At 71.9% G+C, this 16479-nt stretch carries 19 protein-coding genes and 1 pseudogene; 6 read left to right on the top strand and 14 right to left on the bottom strand.

What is annotated here, in order from left to right; all coding sequences use genetic code 11:
• Positions 1-111: 111 nt before the first annotated feature.
• From ACZ4M3_RS07940 to ACZ4M3_RS07925, 4 genes are all read right to left on the bottom strand, one after another.
• Positions 112-1416: a hypothetical protein gene (locus ACZ4M3_RS07940; protein ID WP_467730720.1), complete on the bottom strand. Its 1305-nt coding sequence runs from the start codon at positions 1414-1416 to the stop codon at positions 112-114.
• Complete coding sequence (locus ACZ4M3_RS07935) at positions 1406-1960, bottom strand: DUF6114 domain-containing protein (RefSeq protein WP_467730719.1); 555 nt, start codon at positions 1958-1960, stop codon at positions 1406-1408. The genes ACZ4M3_RS07940 and ACZ4M3_RS07935 overlap by 11 nt, the downstream gene beginning before the upstream one ends.
• 108 nt (positions 1961-2068) lie before the next feature.
• Positions 2069-2719, bottom strand: a complete 651-nt coding sequence (locus ACZ4M3_RS07930) for a DUF6230 family protein (protein WP_453356357.1) — start codon at positions 2717-2719, stop codon at positions 2069-2071.
• A 582-nt stretch (positions 2720-3301) separates the two neighbouring features.
• On the bottom strand, positions 3302-4300 hold the full coding sequence (locus tag ACZ4M3_RS07925) for a tetratricopeptide repeat protein (RefSeq protein WP_467730718.1): 999 nt from the start codon (positions 4298-4300) through the stop codon (positions 3302-3304).
• A gap of 253 nt (positions 4301-4553) precedes the next feature.
• Here ACZ4M3_RS07925 and ACZ4M3_RS07920 point away from each other — a divergent pair, with 253 nt between their 5' ends.
• A complete protein-coding gene (locus tag ACZ4M3_RS07920) occupies positions 4554-5192 on the top strand; it encodes a TetR/AcrR family transcriptional regulator (protein WP_467730717.1) in 639 nt (212 codons plus the stop codon).
• A 26-nt stretch (positions 5193-5218) separates the two neighbouring features.
• On the opposite strand, the gene ACZ4M3_RS07915 is transcribed toward ACZ4M3_RS07920, so the two are convergent.
• The 5 genes from ACZ4M3_RS07915 to ACZ4M3_RS07895 all read right to left on the bottom strand — a co-directional run bounded on the left by ACZ4M3_RS07915 (position 5219) and on the right by ACZ4M3_RS07895 (position 9771).
• On the bottom strand, positions 5219-5674 hold the full coding sequence (locus ACZ4M3_RS07915; RefSeq protein ID WP_467730716.1) for a hypothetical protein: 456 nt from the start codon (positions 5672-5674) through the stop codon (positions 5219-5221).
• Positions 5675-5750: 76 nt separating this feature from the next.
• Complete coding sequence (locus ACZ4M3_RS07910; RefSeq protein ID WP_467730715.1) at positions 5751-7451, bottom strand: acyl-CoA mutase large subunit family protein; 1701 nt, start codon at positions 7449-7451, stop codon at positions 5751-5753.
• Between the two features lie 124 nt (positions 7452-7575).
• Positions 7576-7905 carry a DUF3817 domain-containing protein gene (locus ACZ4M3_RS07905; protein WP_190183469.1) on the bottom strand — a complete coding sequence of 110 codons (330 nt, stop codon included), beginning with the start codon at positions 7903-7905 and terminating at the stop codon, positions 7576-7578.
• Positions 7906-7989: 84 nt separating this feature from the next.
• Entirely contained in the window at positions 7990-8499 is a 510-nt protein-coding gene (locus tag ACZ4M3_RS07900; RefSeq protein WP_467730714.1) for a MarR family winged helix-turn-helix transcriptional regulator, read from the bottom strand.
• A 21-nt stretch (positions 8500-8520) separates the two neighbouring features.
• On the bottom strand, positions 8521-9771 hold the full coding sequence (locus ACZ4M3_RS07895; protein WP_467730713.1) for an MFS transporter: 1251 nt from the start codon (positions 9769-9771) through the stop codon (positions 8521-8523).
• 95 nt (positions 9772-9866) lie between these two features.
• Here ACZ4M3_RS07895 and ACZ4M3_RS07890 point away from each other — a divergent pair, with 95 nt between their 5' ends.
• A complete protein-coding gene (locus ACZ4M3_RS07890) occupies positions 9867-10853 on the top strand; it encodes an ArsR/SmtB family transcription factor (RefSeq protein ID WP_467730712.1) in 987 nt (328 codons plus the stop codon).
• Positions 10854-11057: 204 nt separating this feature from the next.
• Here the strand turns inward: ACZ4M3_RS07890 and ACZ4M3_RS07885 are convergent.
• The 3 genes and pseudogenes from ACZ4M3_RS07885 to ACZ4M3_RS07875 form a co-directional block, all read right to left on the bottom strand.
• Positions 11058-11703, bottom strand: a pseudogene (locus tag ACZ4M3_RS07885) (hypothetical protein); the annotation flags it as partial.
• A gap of 77 nt (positions 11704-11780) precedes the next feature.
• A complete protein-coding gene (locus tag ACZ4M3_RS07880; protein ID WP_467730711.1) occupies positions 11781-12077 on the bottom strand; it encodes an MTH1187 family thiamine-binding protein in 297 nt (98 codons plus the stop codon).
• Positions 12074-12415, bottom strand: coding sequence for a DUF3817 domain-containing protein (locus ACZ4M3_RS07875; RefSeq protein ID WP_467730710.1), 342 nt, complete (start codon positions 12413-12415; stop codon positions 12074-12076). Before ACZ4M3_RS07875 ends, ACZ4M3_RS07880 begins: the two co-directional genes overlap by 4 nt.
• A gap of 173 nt (positions 12416-12588) precedes the next feature.
• Between ACZ4M3_RS07875 and ACZ4M3_RS07870 the strand changes: the two genes are divergently transcribed.
• From ACZ4M3_RS07870 to ACZ4M3_RS07855, 4 genes are all read left to right on the top strand, one after another.
• Positions 12589-13227, top strand: a complete 639-nt coding sequence (locus ACZ4M3_RS07870; protein WP_467730709.1) for an AIM24 family protein — start codon at positions 12589-12591, stop codon at positions 13225-13227.
• Positions 13227-13877 carry an AIM24 family protein gene (locus ACZ4M3_RS07865; protein ID WP_467730708.1) on the top strand — a complete coding sequence of 217 codons (651 nt, stop codon included), beginning with the start codon at positions 13227-13229 and terminating at the stop codon, positions 13875-13877. The genes ACZ4M3_RS07870 and ACZ4M3_RS07865 overlap by 1 nt, the downstream gene beginning before the upstream one ends.
• A gap of 11 nt (positions 13878-13888) precedes the next feature.
• Positions 13889-14692 carry an AIM24 family protein gene (locus ACZ4M3_RS07860; RefSeq protein ID WP_467730838.1) on the top strand — a complete coding sequence of 268 codons (804 nt, stop codon included), beginning with the start codon at positions 13889-13891 and terminating at the stop codon, positions 14690-14692.
• Between the two features lie 105 nt (positions 14693-14797).
• Positions 14798-15274: a MarR family winged helix-turn-helix transcriptional regulator gene (locus tag ACZ4M3_RS07855; RefSeq protein ID WP_136215164.1), complete on the top strand. Its 477-nt coding sequence runs from the start codon at positions 14798-14800 to the stop codon at positions 15272-15274.
• Between the two features lie 62 nt (positions 15275-15336).
• Here ACZ4M3_RS07855 and ACZ4M3_RS07850 read toward each other — a convergent pair whose 3' ends face one another.
• On the bottom strand, positions 15337-15411 hold the full coding sequence (locus tag ACZ4M3_RS07850; protein WP_099895366.1) for a 50S ribosomal protein bL37: 75 nt from the start codon (positions 15409-15411) through the stop codon (positions 15337-15339).
• Positions 15412-15482: 71 nt separating this feature from the next.
• Positions 15483-16469, bottom strand: a complete 987-nt coding sequence (meaB, locus tag ACZ4M3_RS07845) for a methylmalonyl Co-A mutase-associated GTPase MeaB (protein WP_467730707.1) — start codon at positions 16467-16469, stop codon at positions 15483-15485.
• Between the last annotated feature and the right edge of the window lie 10 nt (positions 16470-16479).

Genomic DNA, 16479 nt, shown 5'->3' with positions numbered 1-16479 from the left:
TGCTTTGGGGGGGGGGGGGGGGCCACGGTGGGCTGGGGTCCTGGATACGACCGCGGGCCCCGCCCCCCTTGGGGGGGGGGGCGGAAAACCAGCGGTCGTATACGGGGCGGGCTACTCCGGCGGGCCCACGTAGTTGTGCAGGCCCGGGACCGTGAGGTTGCCGCCGAACTGGCCGGCCTGGACGACCTTGACGTTCGTGAAGAACGCGAAGGGGACGTTCAGGGGCGGCGGGGAGTTCGGGGTGAACTCGATCGGGATCAGCCCGAAGAGGTTCCCCTTGAGGCTCTCGGTGTACATCGTCACCGTGCCGCCGCGGATCGTGGAGGTGGAACCCGGGCGGGACTTGAGGTGGGCGACGTTGCCCGTCTTGCCGACCGTCTGGTAGAGGTCCTTGATGTCCAGGGAGTTCGCCGTGAACTTGAGGACCTTCTTGGTCTTGCCGCCGGCCGTCTTCACCTCCACGATGCCCGCGTAGTAGAGGCCGTAGAGGGTCAACAGGGAGCTGTCGAGGTACCACGGCTCGTCCGGCAGGAGCGGGATGCCCTGTTCCAGGGAGGCGTCGGCGAGGGCCTTGGCGTCGTAGGTCGGACAGGGGAAGGGCTGCTTGCCGTCCGCGTCCTTCGTCGCCGAGGGAGATCCGGACGGGGAGGGCGAGGACGTCGGTTCGTCGTCGGCCGTCTTGCCCGTCTTGCCCGTCTCGTCCTTCGGCGTCCTGGCGGTGTCCTTGACGTCCTGCGGCAGTTCCTGGACCGAGGCGCCCGCCTTCTTGGCCGCCTCGCGGATCGCGTCCGCGGAAGGGTCCGGGGTGGGCGTGGCGGTCTTGGCGGGCGCGGGAGTCGTCGGGGTGGCCGGCTTCGTCGCGTCTTGGAGGGGCTTGGTGAGCCCTCCGACCAGGCCCGAGAGGGCGTCGCCGACACCCAGCGGGTCCAGCGGGTTCTTGGGCTTCGCCGCCGGCGCGGAGGCCGTGGGCGAGGCGGAGGCGGCCGGCGCCGGGCTCTGCTTCGTCGCGGGCTTCGCCGGCTGGGTGGCCGGCTTCGACGCCGACGGGGTCGGCCCGGGCTTCGGTGCCGCGCTCGCGCCGGGCGAGGCGGACGCGCCCGGCGAGGGCGAGGCGGAGGCGGAGGCGGAGGGCGAGCCGGACGGCGACGGGGACTCCGAGGGCGTGGGCTCGTCGGAGCGGGTCACGCACGGGCCGGGCGCGAAGGGGATGTCCTTGTCGTCGGCCAGGGCCAGCTTGGGGGCGAGCCCCATGCCGACGAACACGGCCGTCGGCATCGCCGCCAGCGCCATCGTCTTGCCGACGGGTATCTGGATCTTGTTCAGCAGCGACTTCCGGGGCGCCGCGTGCCGCGGACCCCTTCTTTCGCGGGACTCCGCGCCAGGGGCCACGCCCTGCTGCGTCTCGTCACCCCGCACTGTTCCTCCCGCCATCGGCGTGGGCAGTCGTCTCGCTCTGGTAAGCCGTTTCCATGCCGCGGGGGCCGGGGACGCCGCCCACGGGGGCGTCCGCGTACGCCTGCGCGTGGTCCGCCGCGCCGTCCGCCTCGGTTTCCTCCGGCCTGCCCGGCGCCCACGAGAGCGCGAGCGCGCCGCCGAGCAGCGAGAACAGGAAGCCGATGAAGAAGCCGCCGAGGTTGGACACCGGCAGGGACACCAGGGCGAGCAGGATCGACGCCACTCCGGCGAAGACCCGGATGCCCTGCTGGAACCAGAGGGCCACGCCGAGGGTCATCAGCAGGATGCCGATGATCAGCGAACCCGCGCCCGCGGTGGTCGCCATGGCGATGGTGATGTTGCCCAGCCGGAGGTCCGCGTAGGGGAAGTACGCGATGGGAAAACCGCCGATGAGAGTGAAGAGGCCCGCCCAGAAGGGCCGGCCACCCCTCCAGGCGCGGAAGCGGTAGTACACCACGGTGAGCCAAGCGTCGTCTGCGGCGCGAACCGGGGCCTGGGGGTTCATGGACAACAGCTCCCTGGAAACGGTGGTACGGAAAACTCTGTGGTGCTCGGCGGGACGGGCGGCGACGGCAGCCACCGCCCGCCTCTACCGGCTACCTGCCAGGAGTGACTACTTCTCGTCCTGGTAGCACGGCTGGTCACCGCTGAGCAGACGCAGCTTGAGGTCGGGCAGCGTGAAGGTGCCCGCCGTCGTCGCCCACGCCTTCTGGCGCACGTTCGTCAGCACGGCCTTCTTGGCGCGCTGCGAGAACAGGGCGCCGTTCGCCACCGTGCCGGCCTGCGGCGCGGTGGGGTGGGCGGCGTCGGCCGCCGCGTCCACCGCGACACCGATGTCGAGGTTGGTGAACGTGGCGTCGGTGTCGAGCTCGGCGACGTCCAGGTAGATGTTCTCCGCGACCGCCGGCTTGCCCTTGTTGCCGGTCTGGAGCTTCATCGTGATGGCGCCGAGGCCGGGGATCGGCGTGACCAGCGACTGGCACATGTTGGTGATCTCGGCGTGCCGGAACCCGGAGATGGTGACCGGGTGCGCCGCGTCCTTGCCGTCCAGGCCCTTGCCCTTGGCGACGCTGCCGTACTGCAGCAGGTCGTCACCGTCCAGCTTGTCGGCCGAGACCTTGAAGTCCTGGCCGGAGACGCTGAAGGACGCCGCCAGGGCGCCCTGCGCCAGACCCACACCGACCGCGGCCGTGGCCGCGATGCTCGGCACCATGACGAGCGCGAAGCGCTTCCATCTGGTCCCGCCACGAACCTGAGAACTCATCTTGTTCCTCCTTCTCGGACGTACATCTCCGGTCCGGGCCGTGCCCGTCCTGGGATGGGAGAAGTGCTACGTCCTCGGGAAGGAGCGCAAGCGGCCGAGCCGCGGCGGAGCCGCGTCGCGTACACCGGCGTTCACCCCCGAGCGACAACCACTGGGCCACGCGTTCGCGCAACCAGGAGGACAGGCTCCGCCGGTGCGGCGAAGACCCCCCTGTCCTACGGCCGGTGCCACTGCCACCGGCCGGCTCGGTGGGGACCCTGCACCGCGGCTCCGGATGAGCGGTTCTGCGGGAAGGACCGAGCGTCGCCGATCGTGGTCCATTCCAGGCCGGTACACAAGGGGGTTCGTTACTGGCGGGTAACGGCTGGATAACCGCAGTGCGGCACGCCGTCGTCGGGCAGCAACACAGGGTGTTACCCAGGGCCACGACAATGAGGAGGAAAGAGAACCAACCGGACAGATCGCGGGGTTCGATTTACTCGGAGTAACAGCAGCCGCTTTTACCAAGTTTTGGTAAAGTGCGGCCGCTGTTTATCTCCGTGTCAACAAATCGCCGGTGGCGTACCGCCGACGGCGGCCCGCCTAGAAGAGCACCCGGGCCAGCGCCGTCCGGGCCGCCGACACCCGCGGGTCGTCCGCGCCGATGACCTCGAACAGCTCCAGCAGCCGCAGCCGTACGGCGTCCCGGTCATCACCGAACGTGACCCGGACGGTGTCCACCAGACGGCCGAACGCGTCCTCCACGTGCCCGCCGACCAGGTCGAGATCCGCGGCGGCGATCTGCGCCTGCGGGTCCTTCGGGTTCTCGGCCGCCGCCGCGCGCACCGCCTGCGGGTCCATGTGCTGGACCCGGGAGAGCAGTTCGGCCTGGGCCAGGCCCAGCTTCGCCTCGGTGTTGCCCGGGTCGTCGACCAGTACGTTCTTGTACGCCTGCACCGCTCCGGCCAGGTCACCGGCGTCCAGCGCCACGACCGCCGCCTCCAGCAGCGCGTCGTACGGACCGGCGGCGGGCCGGTCGGCGGCCGCCGCGGCAGCCGGGGCGCCCTCGGCGGCCGGGTCCACCTGGAGGCCGAGCAGACCGAAGCGCTCCTCGGCGACCTGGACCAGCTGGGCCAGCGTCGCCCGGATCTCCTGCTCCGGGGCCGCGCCCTGGAACAGCGGCAGCACCTGGCCGGCCACCACGGCGAAGACCGCCGGGATGCCCTGGATGCCGAACTGCTGCATCAGCATCTGGTTGGCGTCGACGTCGATCTTGGCCAGCACGAGCCGGCCGTTCGCCTCGACGGTCAGCCGCTCCAGCAGCGGGCCGAGCTGCTTGCACGGCTCGCACCACTCGGCCCAGAAGTCGAGGACGACCGGAACCTGGTCGGAGAGGCGGATGACGGTGTCGTCGAAGGCGGCCTCGTCTACGTCGATGACGAGTGCGGAGGGCGGTACGGCGCCGGCGGTCGCGGCGCCCGCGCCGCCACCCTGCCGGGCCGCCTCGGCGCGCGCCTGCTCGGCCTTCGCCTTGGCGTCGGCGGCCGCCTTCACCGCGGCGAGGTCTACGACGCCGCTCATGGACATGTTTCTGGGCTGCATGCGTACATCCTCCCCCGTGTGCGCGCGCCGACGAAAAAGATCGGACAAGCCGGCCCGGAAATTCCCGCGCCGGTGTACCCCGTGCGGCGCCGGGTCCCCACCTGGCGCCTGTAGCTTCGCGTGGTTGTCGCTCTTACGCTACGAGCCGTAGCGTAACTCCCCGCTCCCTTCTCCTGACTGCCCCGGGGCCGTGATCTGAACCACAGCGATCGGGGTCCCGGGCTCTTGCCTACTGGCGGGTATGGTCTCGGCCATGCGCAACCCCAGCCCCGGCACCAGCTCCCCGCCCGGCCGCACCGGCCGCCCCCGCAGCGCGGCGGCGGACGCCGCGATCCTGGCGGCGACCCGGGACGCGCTGGTGGAGCTGGGCTGGTCGAAGCTGACCATGGGGGACGTCTCGGCCCGGGCCGGGGTCGCGAAGACCACCCTCTACCGGCGCTGGGCGGGCAAGAACGAGCTGGTGGTGGACGCGGTCGCGGAGCTCTTCGACGCGCTCGAACTCCCCGACCGGGGTTCGCTCGAAGCCGACATCGAGTACGTGGTGCTCCAGTTCGCGGAGCTGCTGCGGCGCCCGGAGGCCCGGACCGCCCTGATGGCGGTGGTCGCCGAGTCCACCCGGGACCCGGCGCTGCGCGACCGGATCCGGTCGGCGATCGTCGACCGGCAGAAACGTCTCGTCGTACTGGGCCGCGAACGCGCGCAGGCCCGTGGGGAACTCCCGTACGAGGAGGACGAGTCCCTCACCGGGCACACCACCGACCTGATATTCGACGTGATCGCGGGCACGGTGGTACACCGGGCGCTGGTCAGCTGCGAACCGGTGGACGAACTCTGGGTGGCCACCTTCACCACCCTGCTGATGCACGGCCTGCGCGGCCCGTTCGGCGGCTGACCGCCCCGCCCGGGCCGCCATTTCCCTCAGCGGGGTCCCGCCCGGCGGATCCGCTCGGACAGCTCCTGCGACCGCGGGTTGTGCCCGGGCCAGGGCCGCCGTCGGCCGGGCCAGGTCGCCCAGCGCAGGGCGTCCGCCTCCGCGGCGGGCCGCAGCCCGGCCGCGATGAGGGCGCCCCGGGCCGCTTCCGCACCGGCCGTCCGGTAGCCGATGTCCCAGGCGTCCACCTCGTACACGCCGCCGTCCGTGAGCAGCACCGCAGCCGCGACCCCGTCCAGCCCCAGCTCGATGCCCGCCCGGACTGCCGGAAGGAACTCCGCGGGCAGCCGTTTCTCCGGAACCAGGTTCAGCACCTCCGTCCGGCCGTCCGGGCCGGGCGGCTCGAAGTCGGCCCGGAGGTACGCGTAGTACCCCCCGCAGCCGCCCTTGTTCATCACCACGCGCGCGCTGACACCCCGTACGGGAACAGGAAGGCCGGTCATGCCCGCCACCGTAGGGCGATCACGACCGGCCGTTCCACACCTTTGCGAGCGGGCCCGGGGTCCGGGCCCGCCCGCCTCAGAAGCCGGGCGGCTCGGTGTACGTGCCCCACTCGTCCCGCAAGGCGTTGCAGATCTCGCCCAGCGTGGCCTCGGCGCGCACCGCGTCCAGCATCGCCGGGATCATGTTCGAGCCGTCCCGCGCGGCGGCCAGCATGGCCTGGAGCGACCGCTCGACCTTCGCCGCGTCGCGCCGCTCCTTGCGCTCCGCCAGCTCGCGCACCTGGACCCGCTCGACCTCGTGGCTGACCCGGAGGATCTCCAGGTCGCCGGTGACCGAGCCGTGGTGGACGTTGACGCCGACGACCCGTTTGTCGCCCTTCTCCAGCGCCCGCTGGTACTGGAACGCCGACTCGGCGATCTCGCCGGTGAACCAGCCGTCCTCGATGCCGCGCAGGATGCCCGAGGTGATCGGCCCGATCGGGTGCTGCCCGTCCGGGTGGGCGCGCAGGCCGCGTTCCTTGATCTGCTCGAAGATCTTCTCCGCGTCGGCCTCGATGCGGTCGGTGAGCTGCTCGACGTACCAGGAACCGCCCAGCGGGTCCGCCACGTTGGCGACCCCGGTCTCCTCCATCAGCACCTGCTGCGTGCGCAGGGCGATCTCGGCGGCCTGCTCGCTGGGCAGCGCGAGGGTCTCGTCGAGGGCGTTGGTGTGCAGCGAGTTGGTGCCCCCGAGGACGGCCGCGAGGGCTTCGACGGCGGTCCGTACGACGTTGTTGTAGGGCTGCTGGGCGGTGAGGGAGACGCCGGCGGTCTGGGTGTGGAAGCGCAGCCACATCGCCTTCTCGGACTTCGCCCCGTACACCTCCTTCATCCAGCGGGCCCAGATCCGGCGGGCGGCGCGGAACTTGGCGATCTCCTCGAAGAAGTCGAGGTGCGCGTCGAAGAAGAAGGAGAGCCCGGACGCGAAGTGGTCCACGTCCAGCCCGCGGGAGAGGCCCAGCTCCACGTACCCGAAGCCGTCGGCGAGGGTGTACGCCAGCTCCTGCGCGGCCGTCGCCCCGGCCTCGCGGATGTGGTAGCCGGACACCGACAGCGGCTTGTAGGCCGGGATGCCGTTCGCGCAGTACTCCATGAGGTCGCCGATGAGGCGGAGGTGCGGCTCCGGTTCGAAGAGCCACTCCTTCTGGGCGATGTACTCCTTGAAGATGTCGGTCTGGAGCGTGCCGTTGAGCAGGGCGGGGTCGACGCCCTGCCGCTCGGCGGCGACCAGGTACATGCAGAACGCGGGCACGGCCGGTCCGCTGATGGTCATGGACGTGGTGACGTCGCCCAGCGGGATGTCCTTGAACAGGACCTCCATGTCGGCGGCGGAGTCTATGGCGACCCCGCAGTGGCCGACCTCGCCCAGCGCGCGGGGGTCGTCGGAGTCGCGCCCCATCAGGGTCGGCATGTCGAAGGCGACGGAGAGCCCGCCGCCGCCGGCGGCCAGGATCATCTTGTAGCGCTCGTTGGTCTGCTCGGCGTTCCCGAACCCGGCGAACTGCCGGATGGTCCAGGTCCGGCCGCGGTAGCCGGTGGCGTGCAGGCCGCGGGTGAAGGGGTACTCCCCCGGCCAGCCGATGCGCTCGAACCCCTCGTACGAGTCGCCGGGGCGGGGCCCGTAGACGGGGTCGACGTCATCTCCGGAGAGCGTCGTGAAATCGGCCTCGCGCTTGCGGGCCTTGTCGTACCGGGCCTGCCAGCGGCGGCGGCCCTCCTCGATGGCGTCAGCGTCCATACCCATGAATTTACTAGGACGTCCTAGTAAATGTCGATGGCAAACCCCCGGGAGTCCTCCCGGGGATCTGCTGGATCGGTCGTGGCGCGAGCGGTGCGCTGGGCGCGGGCAGTCCGGGGCGGCCCTAGGCGCGGGCGGTGGCGAGGCCGTCGGTGACCAGCGGCTCGATCTCCGCGCGGACCTTGCGCTCGACGAAGAACGCGGCGAGCGGGATGGTGCCGCTGGCCAGGACCCAGATCATCTTGCCGAAGGGCCACTTCGCCTTGGAGCTCAGGTCGAAGGCGAAGACCAGGTAGATCATGAAGAGCACGCCGTGGATCTGGGAGACCACCAGGGTCAGGTCCGCGCCCTTGTCGAATCCGTACTTGAAGATCATGCAGGTGCAGAGCACCAGCAGCATGACGGCAGTGGCGAAGGCCATCACCCGGTACCGGGTCAGCACGCTCTTTTTCATGCCACCGAGACTAGCCGTCCGATATGCGCGATCTTGACCGGGGGCCCGGTGCCCGCGCTGTGACACCGCGCACCCCGCGCGGTCTCATTTCTCGTCGAAGTCCCCGGCCGCCACCCGCAGCGGCCGCAGCAGTGCGAAGATCTCGGCGCACTCCTCGGCGTCGTACGCGCCGAGCCCGAAGTCGATCTCCATCAGGTCCCGGGTGGCGGCCTCGACGACCTCGCGGCCCTTCTCGGTGATCGAGGCGAGCGTCCCGCGGCCGTCGTTCGGGTTCGGGCGCTTGTCCACCAGCCCCGAGCGCACCAGTCGGTCGACGGTGTTCGTCACCGAGGTCGGGTGGACCATCAGGCGCTCGCCGATCTTCGACATCGGCAGCTCGCCCGCCTGCGAGAAGGTGAGCAGCACCAGCGCCTCGTAGCGGGCGAAGGTCAGGCCGTACGGCTTCACCTTGGCGTCGACCTCGCCGAGCAGGATCTGGTGCGCCCGCATGATCGAGGTGATGGCGGCCATCGAGGGCACCGGCCCCCAGCGCTGCTGCCAGAGCTCGTCGGCGCGGGCGATGGGGTCGAAGGGAAGGCTGAGCGGTTTGGACACCCAGCAGACCCTACCGGGCGGTCATTTGGCGGTCAGCCCCGTCTCACGCTTCGGCCCCCGCACGGGTTCCGCCGTGGCCCGCAGCCGGGCGAGGAGCAACAGGACCACGGCGGTGCCGAGCACGCCCGAGCCGGTGACGACGACGTGCACCGGCCAGAACTCGGCGGCCACCCCGGCCAGGGCCATGCCCACGCCCTGGAGGGTCATCAGCCCCGTGCTGAGCAGGGTCATCGCCCGGCCGCGCAGCTCCTCGGGCACGGCGTCGAGGTACATCCGGTCGAGGCCGAGGGTGTACGCGTGCGCCAGGCCGGCCAGCAGCAGCGCCACCAGGACGCCCGGCACCCCCGGCCGCAGCGCGTACCCGAGCAGCGGCAGCAGCCCGACGGAGGCGAGCGGGGCCATGATCCGCGAACGCGTTCGGGCGGTGAGGGCGGAGCCCGCCCACAGTTCACCGGCGATGGTGCCGACCGGCAGCGCGCACAGCATCAGCCCGAGCAGTGCCGGGCCGGCGCCGATGCCGTCGGCGTAGGGGGCGAGCAGTGCCTCGGGGACGACGGCGAAGACGGGCGGCAGCCAGAACAGCAGGATCAGCGCCCGCCTGCGGCGGTCCCCGAAGACGGCGCCGAATCCGGCGAGCGGCGTACTGCGGGCGGTACCCGCACCGGTGCGGGCGGGCCGGTCCGCGGTGCCGAAGCGCAGCAGCAGCGCGGAGGCCAGCAGTCCGGCGGCGGTGAGGGCGAGCGCGCCGCGCGGAGCGAGCACGGTGAGCAGGAGCCCGCCGAGCCCGAAGCCGGCGAGCTGCGCGCTCTGCGCCACCATGCGCAGCAGCGAGCGGCCGAGTACGAACGCTTCGCCGGGTCCGAGGACGTCGGCGAGGGAGGCGTTGCGGGTGCCCTGGAACAGCGGTGCGACGAAGGCCATGGCGCAGCGCAGCACGAGCAGCCCCGCGACCGGGGTCCCCGGCAGGACCATGGCGGCCGCGCAGGCCGCGCAGACGAGGTCGCAGGTGACGAGCACGCGCCGGGCGGGGTGGCGGTCGGCGATCCCGGCGAGCAGGGTGCCGCCGAGGACGTAGGGGAGGAAGCCGAGCGCGAAGGTGAGCGCGCTCATCAGGGGTGAGCCGGTGACGCGGTAGACGAGGACGGTCAGCGAGATCTCGGCGACGACGAGGCCGAGTACGGACATCAGGTGCGCGGCGAAGACGGCGCGGAACTCCCCGCCCGCGAGGACGGAGCGGTAGCCGGGGGCGGTGGTCTGGTCGACGGATGCCATACGCACACCCTGGCCGGTGGCGCCCCGCGCCGGCAGGGATTCGCCCGGGCCCGAATCCTGTGCGCGCCCCGGGGAGGGAACCGGACACTGGGCGGATGGCCTACCGCTTCCGCTTCGACCCCGTGGACCTGCTGCGCTGCCGCTTCTCGCTCTCCCCCCGCTGGGAGACGCAGGAGGCGGTGCGAGTGCTGCGCGACGCGCGCCGCCAGGCGTACCACCTGCCTTGGCTGCGGCGGATCCGGGCAGCGGCGGACGCGCTGGACCTACGGCCGCTGTGGCTGCTGATGCCCCGCAAGGGACACCATCCGGACTTCCTCAGCCCGCCCCCGCTCGGCCCCTCGGTCACCATCGGGGAGGAGCTGGCCCGGGTCCGCGCCGCCGATCCCGGGGCGGCGGGCGAGGAGCTGCGGCGCTCCCTCGCCTGCACCCCGGGGGCCCTGGACAGCGAGCTCGGGCGGCGGATGCTGGAGGATCCCGCGCGGGCCGTACAGGAGCTGGCCGACCTGCACGAGCGGGCCTGGGAGGCACTGATCGCCCCGCACTGGCCGCGGCTGCGGGCCCTGTTGGAGGCCGACGTCCTCTTCCACTCGCGGCGGCTGGCGGCGGGCGGCCTGGAGGCGCTCTTTGACGGACTGCACCCCGACCTGAGCTGGGCGGAGGACACCCTCACCGTCGAGCACGCCGTGCACCACGAACGCCGCCTGGACGGGCAGGGCCTGTTGCTGATGCCGAGCGCGTTCGTCTGGCCGGAAGTCGTCGGCGGCTACGACCCGCCGTGGCAGCCGACGCTGGTCTACCCCGCCCGCGGGATCGGCGCGCTGTGGGCGGCCCCGACGGAGGTCACCCCGAGCCCCTTGGCCGCCCTGCTCGGCCGGGTGCGGGCCGACATCCTGTGCGCCCTCACCGAACCCGCCTCCACGACGGCCCTCGCCGCCCGGCTGGGCCTGGCCCCGTCCACCGTCTCCGAGCATCTCGGGACCCTGCGGGCGGCGGGCCTGCTGATCGCGGCCCGCCACGGCCGGCAGGTGCTCTACGAACGCACCCCCCTGGCCATCGCCCTGGCGGGAGGCGGTCCGACCTGATCGGCGGCGCAAGTGTCGCGGCCCTGGTGTTGTGCCCGGTCCGCTGCCCACCCTTCGCCCCGAGGAAGCCGCCGGATGCCAGGCCGTCGACGCAGCACCCGCCCCCGCGCCAGCGCGCCCGGCTACGGGCAGCACCCCGGGGGCCCGGCCCGAGCCCGCGCCGCCCGAGCGTTCCGGCTCCGCTCCGTCGGCCACCGCCGCCGCGGGCTCGTGCGGGGAGACGTTGTGCCGCCGGTTCCACGGGCACAGGCCCACCTGGAGGGCCGCCGTGTCGGTGTAGAGCATCAGCCACACCTCGGAGGACACGCCGGTGCCGGAGGCGCCGAACCACAGGAACAGCACGCAGCTGAGGTGCCGAGCAGCCAGTTGACGGCCGTCATGGGGTAGTAGAGGGGCATTGGGGTGCAGTTGAGCCAGCCCTCGGTGATGGCGTCGTAGAGCCCGCCGATCTGGCGCCGGGCGCTGATCCGCACCGCGTTGTTTAGAGCGCCTTGACCTCGGGGTCGTCCCCCTCGTCCAGCCGCCAGACGTCCAGCGGCCCGTCGTGGCGGACGCGCACCGCGCCGCGGAGGGTGGCCCGCACCCTCTCCAGCGGCTCCTTGCCGCGGACGTACGTCGTCCGGAACGCGACGCGGGTGCCGGGTTCGGCGGGTCCCCGGACCGGGTCCCGGGCGGCCATCGTGGCGTGGGCGACCGACACCACGTTGACCAGCGCGAACAGCATGATCAGCCCGATGGGGCCGGGCATCACCGCGTCGAGGCCGACCAGCCGGCGCTCGCCGCCCTCGCGGACGGTCCAGTGGGTGGGCCAGACCAGGTAGAGCAGCAGTGCGGCCGCGGCCACCGGCGCGGGCGGCGCGCGGGCATGCGAACGCCCCCGGCCGGCGGGCCGGGGGCGTGGGCGCGAGCAGCGGGGCGGAGGCGGGATCAGCCCTCGGCGAGGTGCCGTTCGACCGTCTCCACCTTGGAGGTCATGCCGTCGGTGACCCCGGGGCGGACGTCGGCCTTCAGGATGAAGGAGACCCGGGGCGCGCGTGCCTCCACGGCCGCGACGGCGCGCCTGACCACGTCCATCACCTCGTCCCAGTCCCCCTCGACGGTGGTGAACATGGCGTCGGTCCGGTTCGGCAGGCCGGATTCCCGTACGACGCGGACCGCGTCGGCGACGTACTCGCCGACTTCCTCCCCCACGCCCAGCGGCGTCACCGAGAACGCGACGATCATGCCTGCGCCGCCTCGCGCGCCCGGGCCGCGACCACGCTCTCGGCCTCGTCGCGCTTGAGGATCCGGTCGCCGTAGAGACCGCCGAAGGGCACCAGGGCCAGCAGGAAGAAGATCGCGGCCTTCTTCAGGGGCCACTTGGCCCGGTTCCACACGTCCAGCAGGAAGATCACGTACAGGACGAAGAGGATGCCGTGCAGGGCGCCCAGCGGCATCACCAGGTTGATGTCCGAGATCCGGCTGAGCAGCGAGCCGAAGATCAGCAGGGCCGGGAACGAGAGCGCCTCCGGTACGGAGACGAGGCGCAGCCGGTGCAGGGCGGAGGCGGTCTTGATGTCCACGGGGAACCTTCGGGGGGGTCGAGGCATGGTCCGAGCCAGTGTCTCAGCCGACCGGGGAGATCTTGACCGGGCCCCTGGCCGTCCGGCCCCCAGCCACCCGGGAGACGGCCCGGTTGGCGGATATCGGGCAGGGCGCCCTGTTCGCCCCGGCCCGGTGCGGATACCTTCTCTCCGTGGCTCAGTTCCGACTCCAAGGCAGCAAGGTGCTCGCCGTCGACCTGACCGGGGACGCCGTGAAAGCGAAAAACGGCTCCATGGTCGCGTACGACGGCCAGATGGCCTTCAAGAAGATGACCGGCGGCGGCGAAGGCCTGCGCGGCATGGTGACCCGCCGGCTGACCGGCGAACAGATGTCCGTGATGGAGGTGCAGGGGCACGGCACCTGCTTCTTCGCCGACCGGGCGAGCGAGATCAACCTGGTCAGCCTGCGCGGCGAGAAGCTCCACGTCGAGGCCAGCAACCTGCTGGCCACCGACGCCGGGCTGCGCACCGGCACCACCTTCACCGGGCTGCGCGGCGGGGCGACGGGCAACGGCCTGTTCACCACCACCGTCGAGGGTTCCGGCCAGGCGGCCATCATGTCGGACGGCCCGGCGGTGGTGCTGCGGGTCAGCGCCCAGTACCCGCTCTCCGTGGACCCGGGGGCGTACGTCGCGCACACCGGCAACCTCCGGCAGTCGTTCCAGTCGGGGATCAACTTCCGCACGCTGATCGGCGAGGGCTCGGGCGAGTCCTTCCAGATCCGCTTCGAGGGTGAGGGCCTGGTGTACGTGCAGCCCAGCGAGCGCAACACCATCGGCGGTGACCTCTGATGCCGTTCCGCGAGATCAACTCGAAGATGGTCGAGGCGCAGGTGGTGCCCGGGCAGACGATGTACAGCCAGCGCGGGGCGATGCTCGCCTACCGCGGCGAGGTCTCCTTCACCCCGAGCGTGACCGGCGGCCAGGGCGGGGTCATGGGCATGATCGGGCGCCGGGTGGCGAACGAGCAGACCCCGCTGATGACGGTCGAGGGCAGCGGCACCGTGCTGTTCGGCCACGGCGGCCACCACATCCAGGTGATCAACCTGTCCGGCGAGACCCTGTACGTCGAGGCGGACCGACTGCTCGCCTTCGACGGAACCCTCCAGCAGGGCACCATGTTCATGGGCTCGCAGGGCGGTGTCATGGGCATGGTGCGCGGCCAGGTGACCGGCCAGGGCCTGTTCACCACCACCCTCAAGGGCCACGGCTCGGTCGCCGTGATGGCGCACGGCGGAGTCATCGAGCTGCCCATCACGCCCCAGCGGCCGGTCCACGTGGACCCGCAGGCGTACGTCGCCCACCACGGGGACGTGCGCAACAAGCTGTCCACGGCACTCGGCTGGCGGGACATGGTCGGCCGCGGTTCGGGTGAGGCGTTCCAGCTGGAGCTGTCCGGCCAGGGCGCGGTATACGTACAGGCTTCGGAGGAGAAACTGTGAGCTTCGGCCCCGTGACCGGCGGCCCCGGCGGCCCGACGGTCTTCGACCCGTACACCCTGCCCTCCGACGACAACGTGAACGCGTACACCTTCTGCGTGGAACTCAAGGGCAGCCAGTGGTTCCTGCAGAAGGGCAAGATGATCTCGTACTACGGGAGCATCGAGTTCAACGGCGTGGGCAACGGCCGCTTCGACCGGCTGCTGCGCACGAGCTTCCACTCGCCGATGCACGCGAGCGACTGGGTGGTGGCCGAGGGCCAGGGCAAGCTGCTGCTGGCCGACCGGGCCTTCGACGTGAACTCGTACGACCTGGACGACGGGAACCTGACGATCCGGTCCGGGAACCTGCTGGCCTACCAGCCCACCCTCGCCCTCAAGCAGTCGATCGTCCCCGGCTTCCTGACCCTGATCGGAACCGGGAAGTTCGTGGCGGCGTCCAACGGGCCGGTGGTGTTCATGGAGCCGCCGCTGCGGGTGGACCCGCAGGCGCTGGTGGGCTGGGCGGACTGCCCCTCGCCGTGCCACCACTACGACCACAAGTACATGTCCGGGGTGATCGGGGGCCTGCGCTCGCTGACGGGCATCGGGGGCTCCTCGGGCGAGGAGCACCAGTTCGAGTTCGTCGGGGCCGGGACGGTGCTGCTGCAGTCGTCGGAGACGCTGATGGCCGAGCAGGCGGTCGGGGCCGTGGGCACCGGCGCCGCCGACGGCCAGAACCAGGGCGTCCCCGGGGCGGGCCAGGGACCGCTGGGACAATTGGGCGTACCGCGGATGCCCGGGCAGCTGGGTGATCTGCAGCGCCGCTTCGGGCTGTGACGGCCCGGGGCGGCTTCCGGCGGCCGCCGGGCCGGAGCGTCTTCCACGATCGTCCTATTTTTGTACGTAATTCAACTTCTTAGGTAGAGTTCAGTCATGGAGACCATGGAGACCGAGACGGCCACGCGCTGGCTTACCGACGCGGAGCAGTGCGCCTGGCGCACTCACCTGGACGTCAGCAGACTGCTGATGCACCAGCTGGAAAAGGATCTCCAGCCCTTCGGACTGACCAACAACGACTACGAGATCCTGGTGAACCTCTCGGAGTCGGAGCACCACCGGATGCGGATGAGCGACCTCGCCACCGCGACCCTCCAGTCCAAGAGCCGGCTCTCCCACCAGATCACCCGGATGGAGGCGGCCGGCCTGGTCACCCGGGTGAACTGCGAGTCCGACCGCCGCGGCCTGTACGCGGTGCTCACCGACGAGGGCATGGAGACCATGCGCAAGGTCGCCCCGCACCACGTGGCGTCCGTACGGCAGCACTTCATCGACCTGCTCAGCCCGCAGGACCTCGCGGCGCTGCGCGCCTCCCTGGGACCGGTGGCCGACCACCTGCGCGACCAGCGCGGCAAGGTCTGACACACGGAACCGCGCCCCCCGTACGGCGGGGGCGCGGCTCGCGTGGTTCACGGGCGGACCGGTCAGGCGTTGGGACGCTTGCCGTGGTTCGCCTTCTTCTTCTTGCGGGCCCGCTTCTTGTTGCCGCGCTTGGCCATGACGCCACTCCCTTCGCGGGGCACCCCGAAACCGCCGGGGCGCCTTTCGAGGCATACCGGACGCGGCCAGCTTAGGGCTGGGCGGGGGCCGGCGCCTCCGAATCGGTGAGGGTGGCCAGCAAGGCGTCGGAGGCCGCGTACGGGTCCAGCTCGCCCGCGGCGACCTTGGCGGCGAGGCCGCCGAGGTGCGCGTCGCCGTGCAGGTCCGCCATCCGGGCCCGCAGGGCGGTCACCGCGATGGTCTCCACCTCCCGGGCGGCCCGGGCGGCCCGCCGCTCGGCCAGTACGCCCCGCTCGTCCATCCACGCCCGGTGCTTCTCCAGCACCTCGACCAGCTCGTCGATGCCCTGGCCCCGGGCGGCGACCGTCTTGACGATCGGCGGCCGCCAGTCGCCCGGCCCGCGGGACTCCCCGAGGCCGAGCATGTGGTTCAGCTCGCGGGCGGTCGCGTCGGCGCCGTCCCGGTCGGCCTTGTTGACCACGTACACGTCGCCGATCTCCAGGATGCCCGCCTTCGCGGCCTGGATCCCGTCGCCCATGCCCGGCGCCAGCAGCACCACCGAGGTGTCGGCCTGCGAGGCGATCTCCACCTCCGACTGCCCGACCCCGACCGTCTCGACCAGGATCACCTCGCAGCCGGCCGCGTCCAGCACCCGGATCGCCTGCGGCGCCGCCCAGGCGAGACCGCCCAGGTGCCCGCGCGTGGCCATGGACCGGATGTAGACGCCCGGGTCGGAGGCGTGGTCCGACATGCGCACCCGGTCGCCGAGCAGGGCGCCCCCGCTGAACGGCGAGGACGGGTCCACCGCGAGTACGCCGACCCGCTTGCCGGCCTTGCGGTAGGCGGAGACCAGGGCCGATGTGGACGTGGACTTGCCCACGCCCGGGGAGCCCGTGAGGCCCACCACGTACGCCCCGCCGGTCAGCGGGGCCAGGGCGGCCATCACCTCGCGCAGGTGCGGGGACGCCCCCTCGACCAGGGAGATCAGCCGGGCCACGGCCCGCGGGCGGCCTTCTCGGGCCTGGGCCACCAGCGTGGGGACGTCCACCGTCGTCATCCTCGTGCTA

It is taken from the genome of Streptomyces sp. NPDC026522 (assembly GCF_055567555.1).
The sequence above is the reverse complement of the archived record's forward strand: the minus strand, read 5'-3'. Positions and strand labels throughout refer to the sequence as shown.

Excerpts from the sequence above, each read along its gene's own strand:
- ACZ4M3_RS07935 (WP_467730719.1), bottom strand. The coding sequence starts at position 1,960 with ATGAACCCCCAGGCCCCGGTTCGCGCCGCAGACGACGCTTGGCTCACC.
- ACZ4M3_RS07930 (WP_453356357.1), bottom strand. The coding sequence starts at position 2,719 with ATGAGTTCTCAGGTTCGTGGCGGGACCAGATGGAAGCGCTTCGCGCTC.
- ACZ4M3_RS07925 (WP_467730718.1), bottom strand. The coding sequence starts at position 4,300 with ATGCAGCCCAGAAACATGTCCATGAGCGGCGTCGTAGACCTCGCCGCG.
- ACZ4M3_RS07920 (WP_467730717.1), top strand. The coding sequence starts at position 4,554 with ATGCGCAACCCCAGCCCCGGCACCAGCTCCCCGCCCGGCCGCACCGGC.
- ACZ4M3_RS07915 (WP_467730716.1), bottom strand. The coding sequence starts at position 5,674 with ATGACCGGCCTTCCTGTTCCCGTACGGGGTGTCAGCGCGCGCGTGGTG.
- ACZ4M3_RS07910 (WP_467730715.1), bottom strand. The coding sequence starts at position 7,451 with ATGGACGCTGACGCCATCGAGGAGGGCCGCCGCCGCTGGCAGGCCCGG.
- ACZ4M3_RS07905 (WP_190183469.1), bottom strand. The coding sequence starts at position 7,905 with ATGAAAAAGAGCGTGCTGACCCGGTACCGGGTGATGGCCTTCGCCACT.
- ACZ4M3_RS07895 (WP_467730713.1), bottom strand. The coding sequence starts at position 9,771 with ATGGCATCCGTCGACCAGACCACCGCCCCCGGCTACCGCTCCGTCCTC.
- ACZ4M3_RS07890 (WP_467730712.1), top strand. The coding sequence starts at position 9,867 with ATGGCCTACCGCTTCCGCTTCGACCCCGTGGACCTGCTGCGCTGCCGC.
- ACZ4M3_RS07880 (WP_467730711.1), bottom strand. The coding sequence starts at position 12,077 with ATGATCGTCGCGTTCTCGGTGACGCCGCTGGGCGTGGGGGAGGAAGTC.
- ACZ4M3_RS07865 (WP_467730708.1), top strand. The coding sequence starts at position 13,227 with ATGCCGTTCCGCGAGATCAACTCGAAGATGGTCGAGGCGCAGGTGGTG.
- ACZ4M3_RS07855 (WP_136215164.1), top strand. The coding sequence starts at position 14,798 with ATGGAGACCGAGACGGCCACGCGCTGGCTTACCGACGCGGAGCAGTGC.
- meaB (WP_467730707.1), bottom strand. The coding sequence starts at position 16,469 with ATGACGACGGTGGACGTCCCCACGCTGGTGGCCCAGGCCCGAGAAGGC.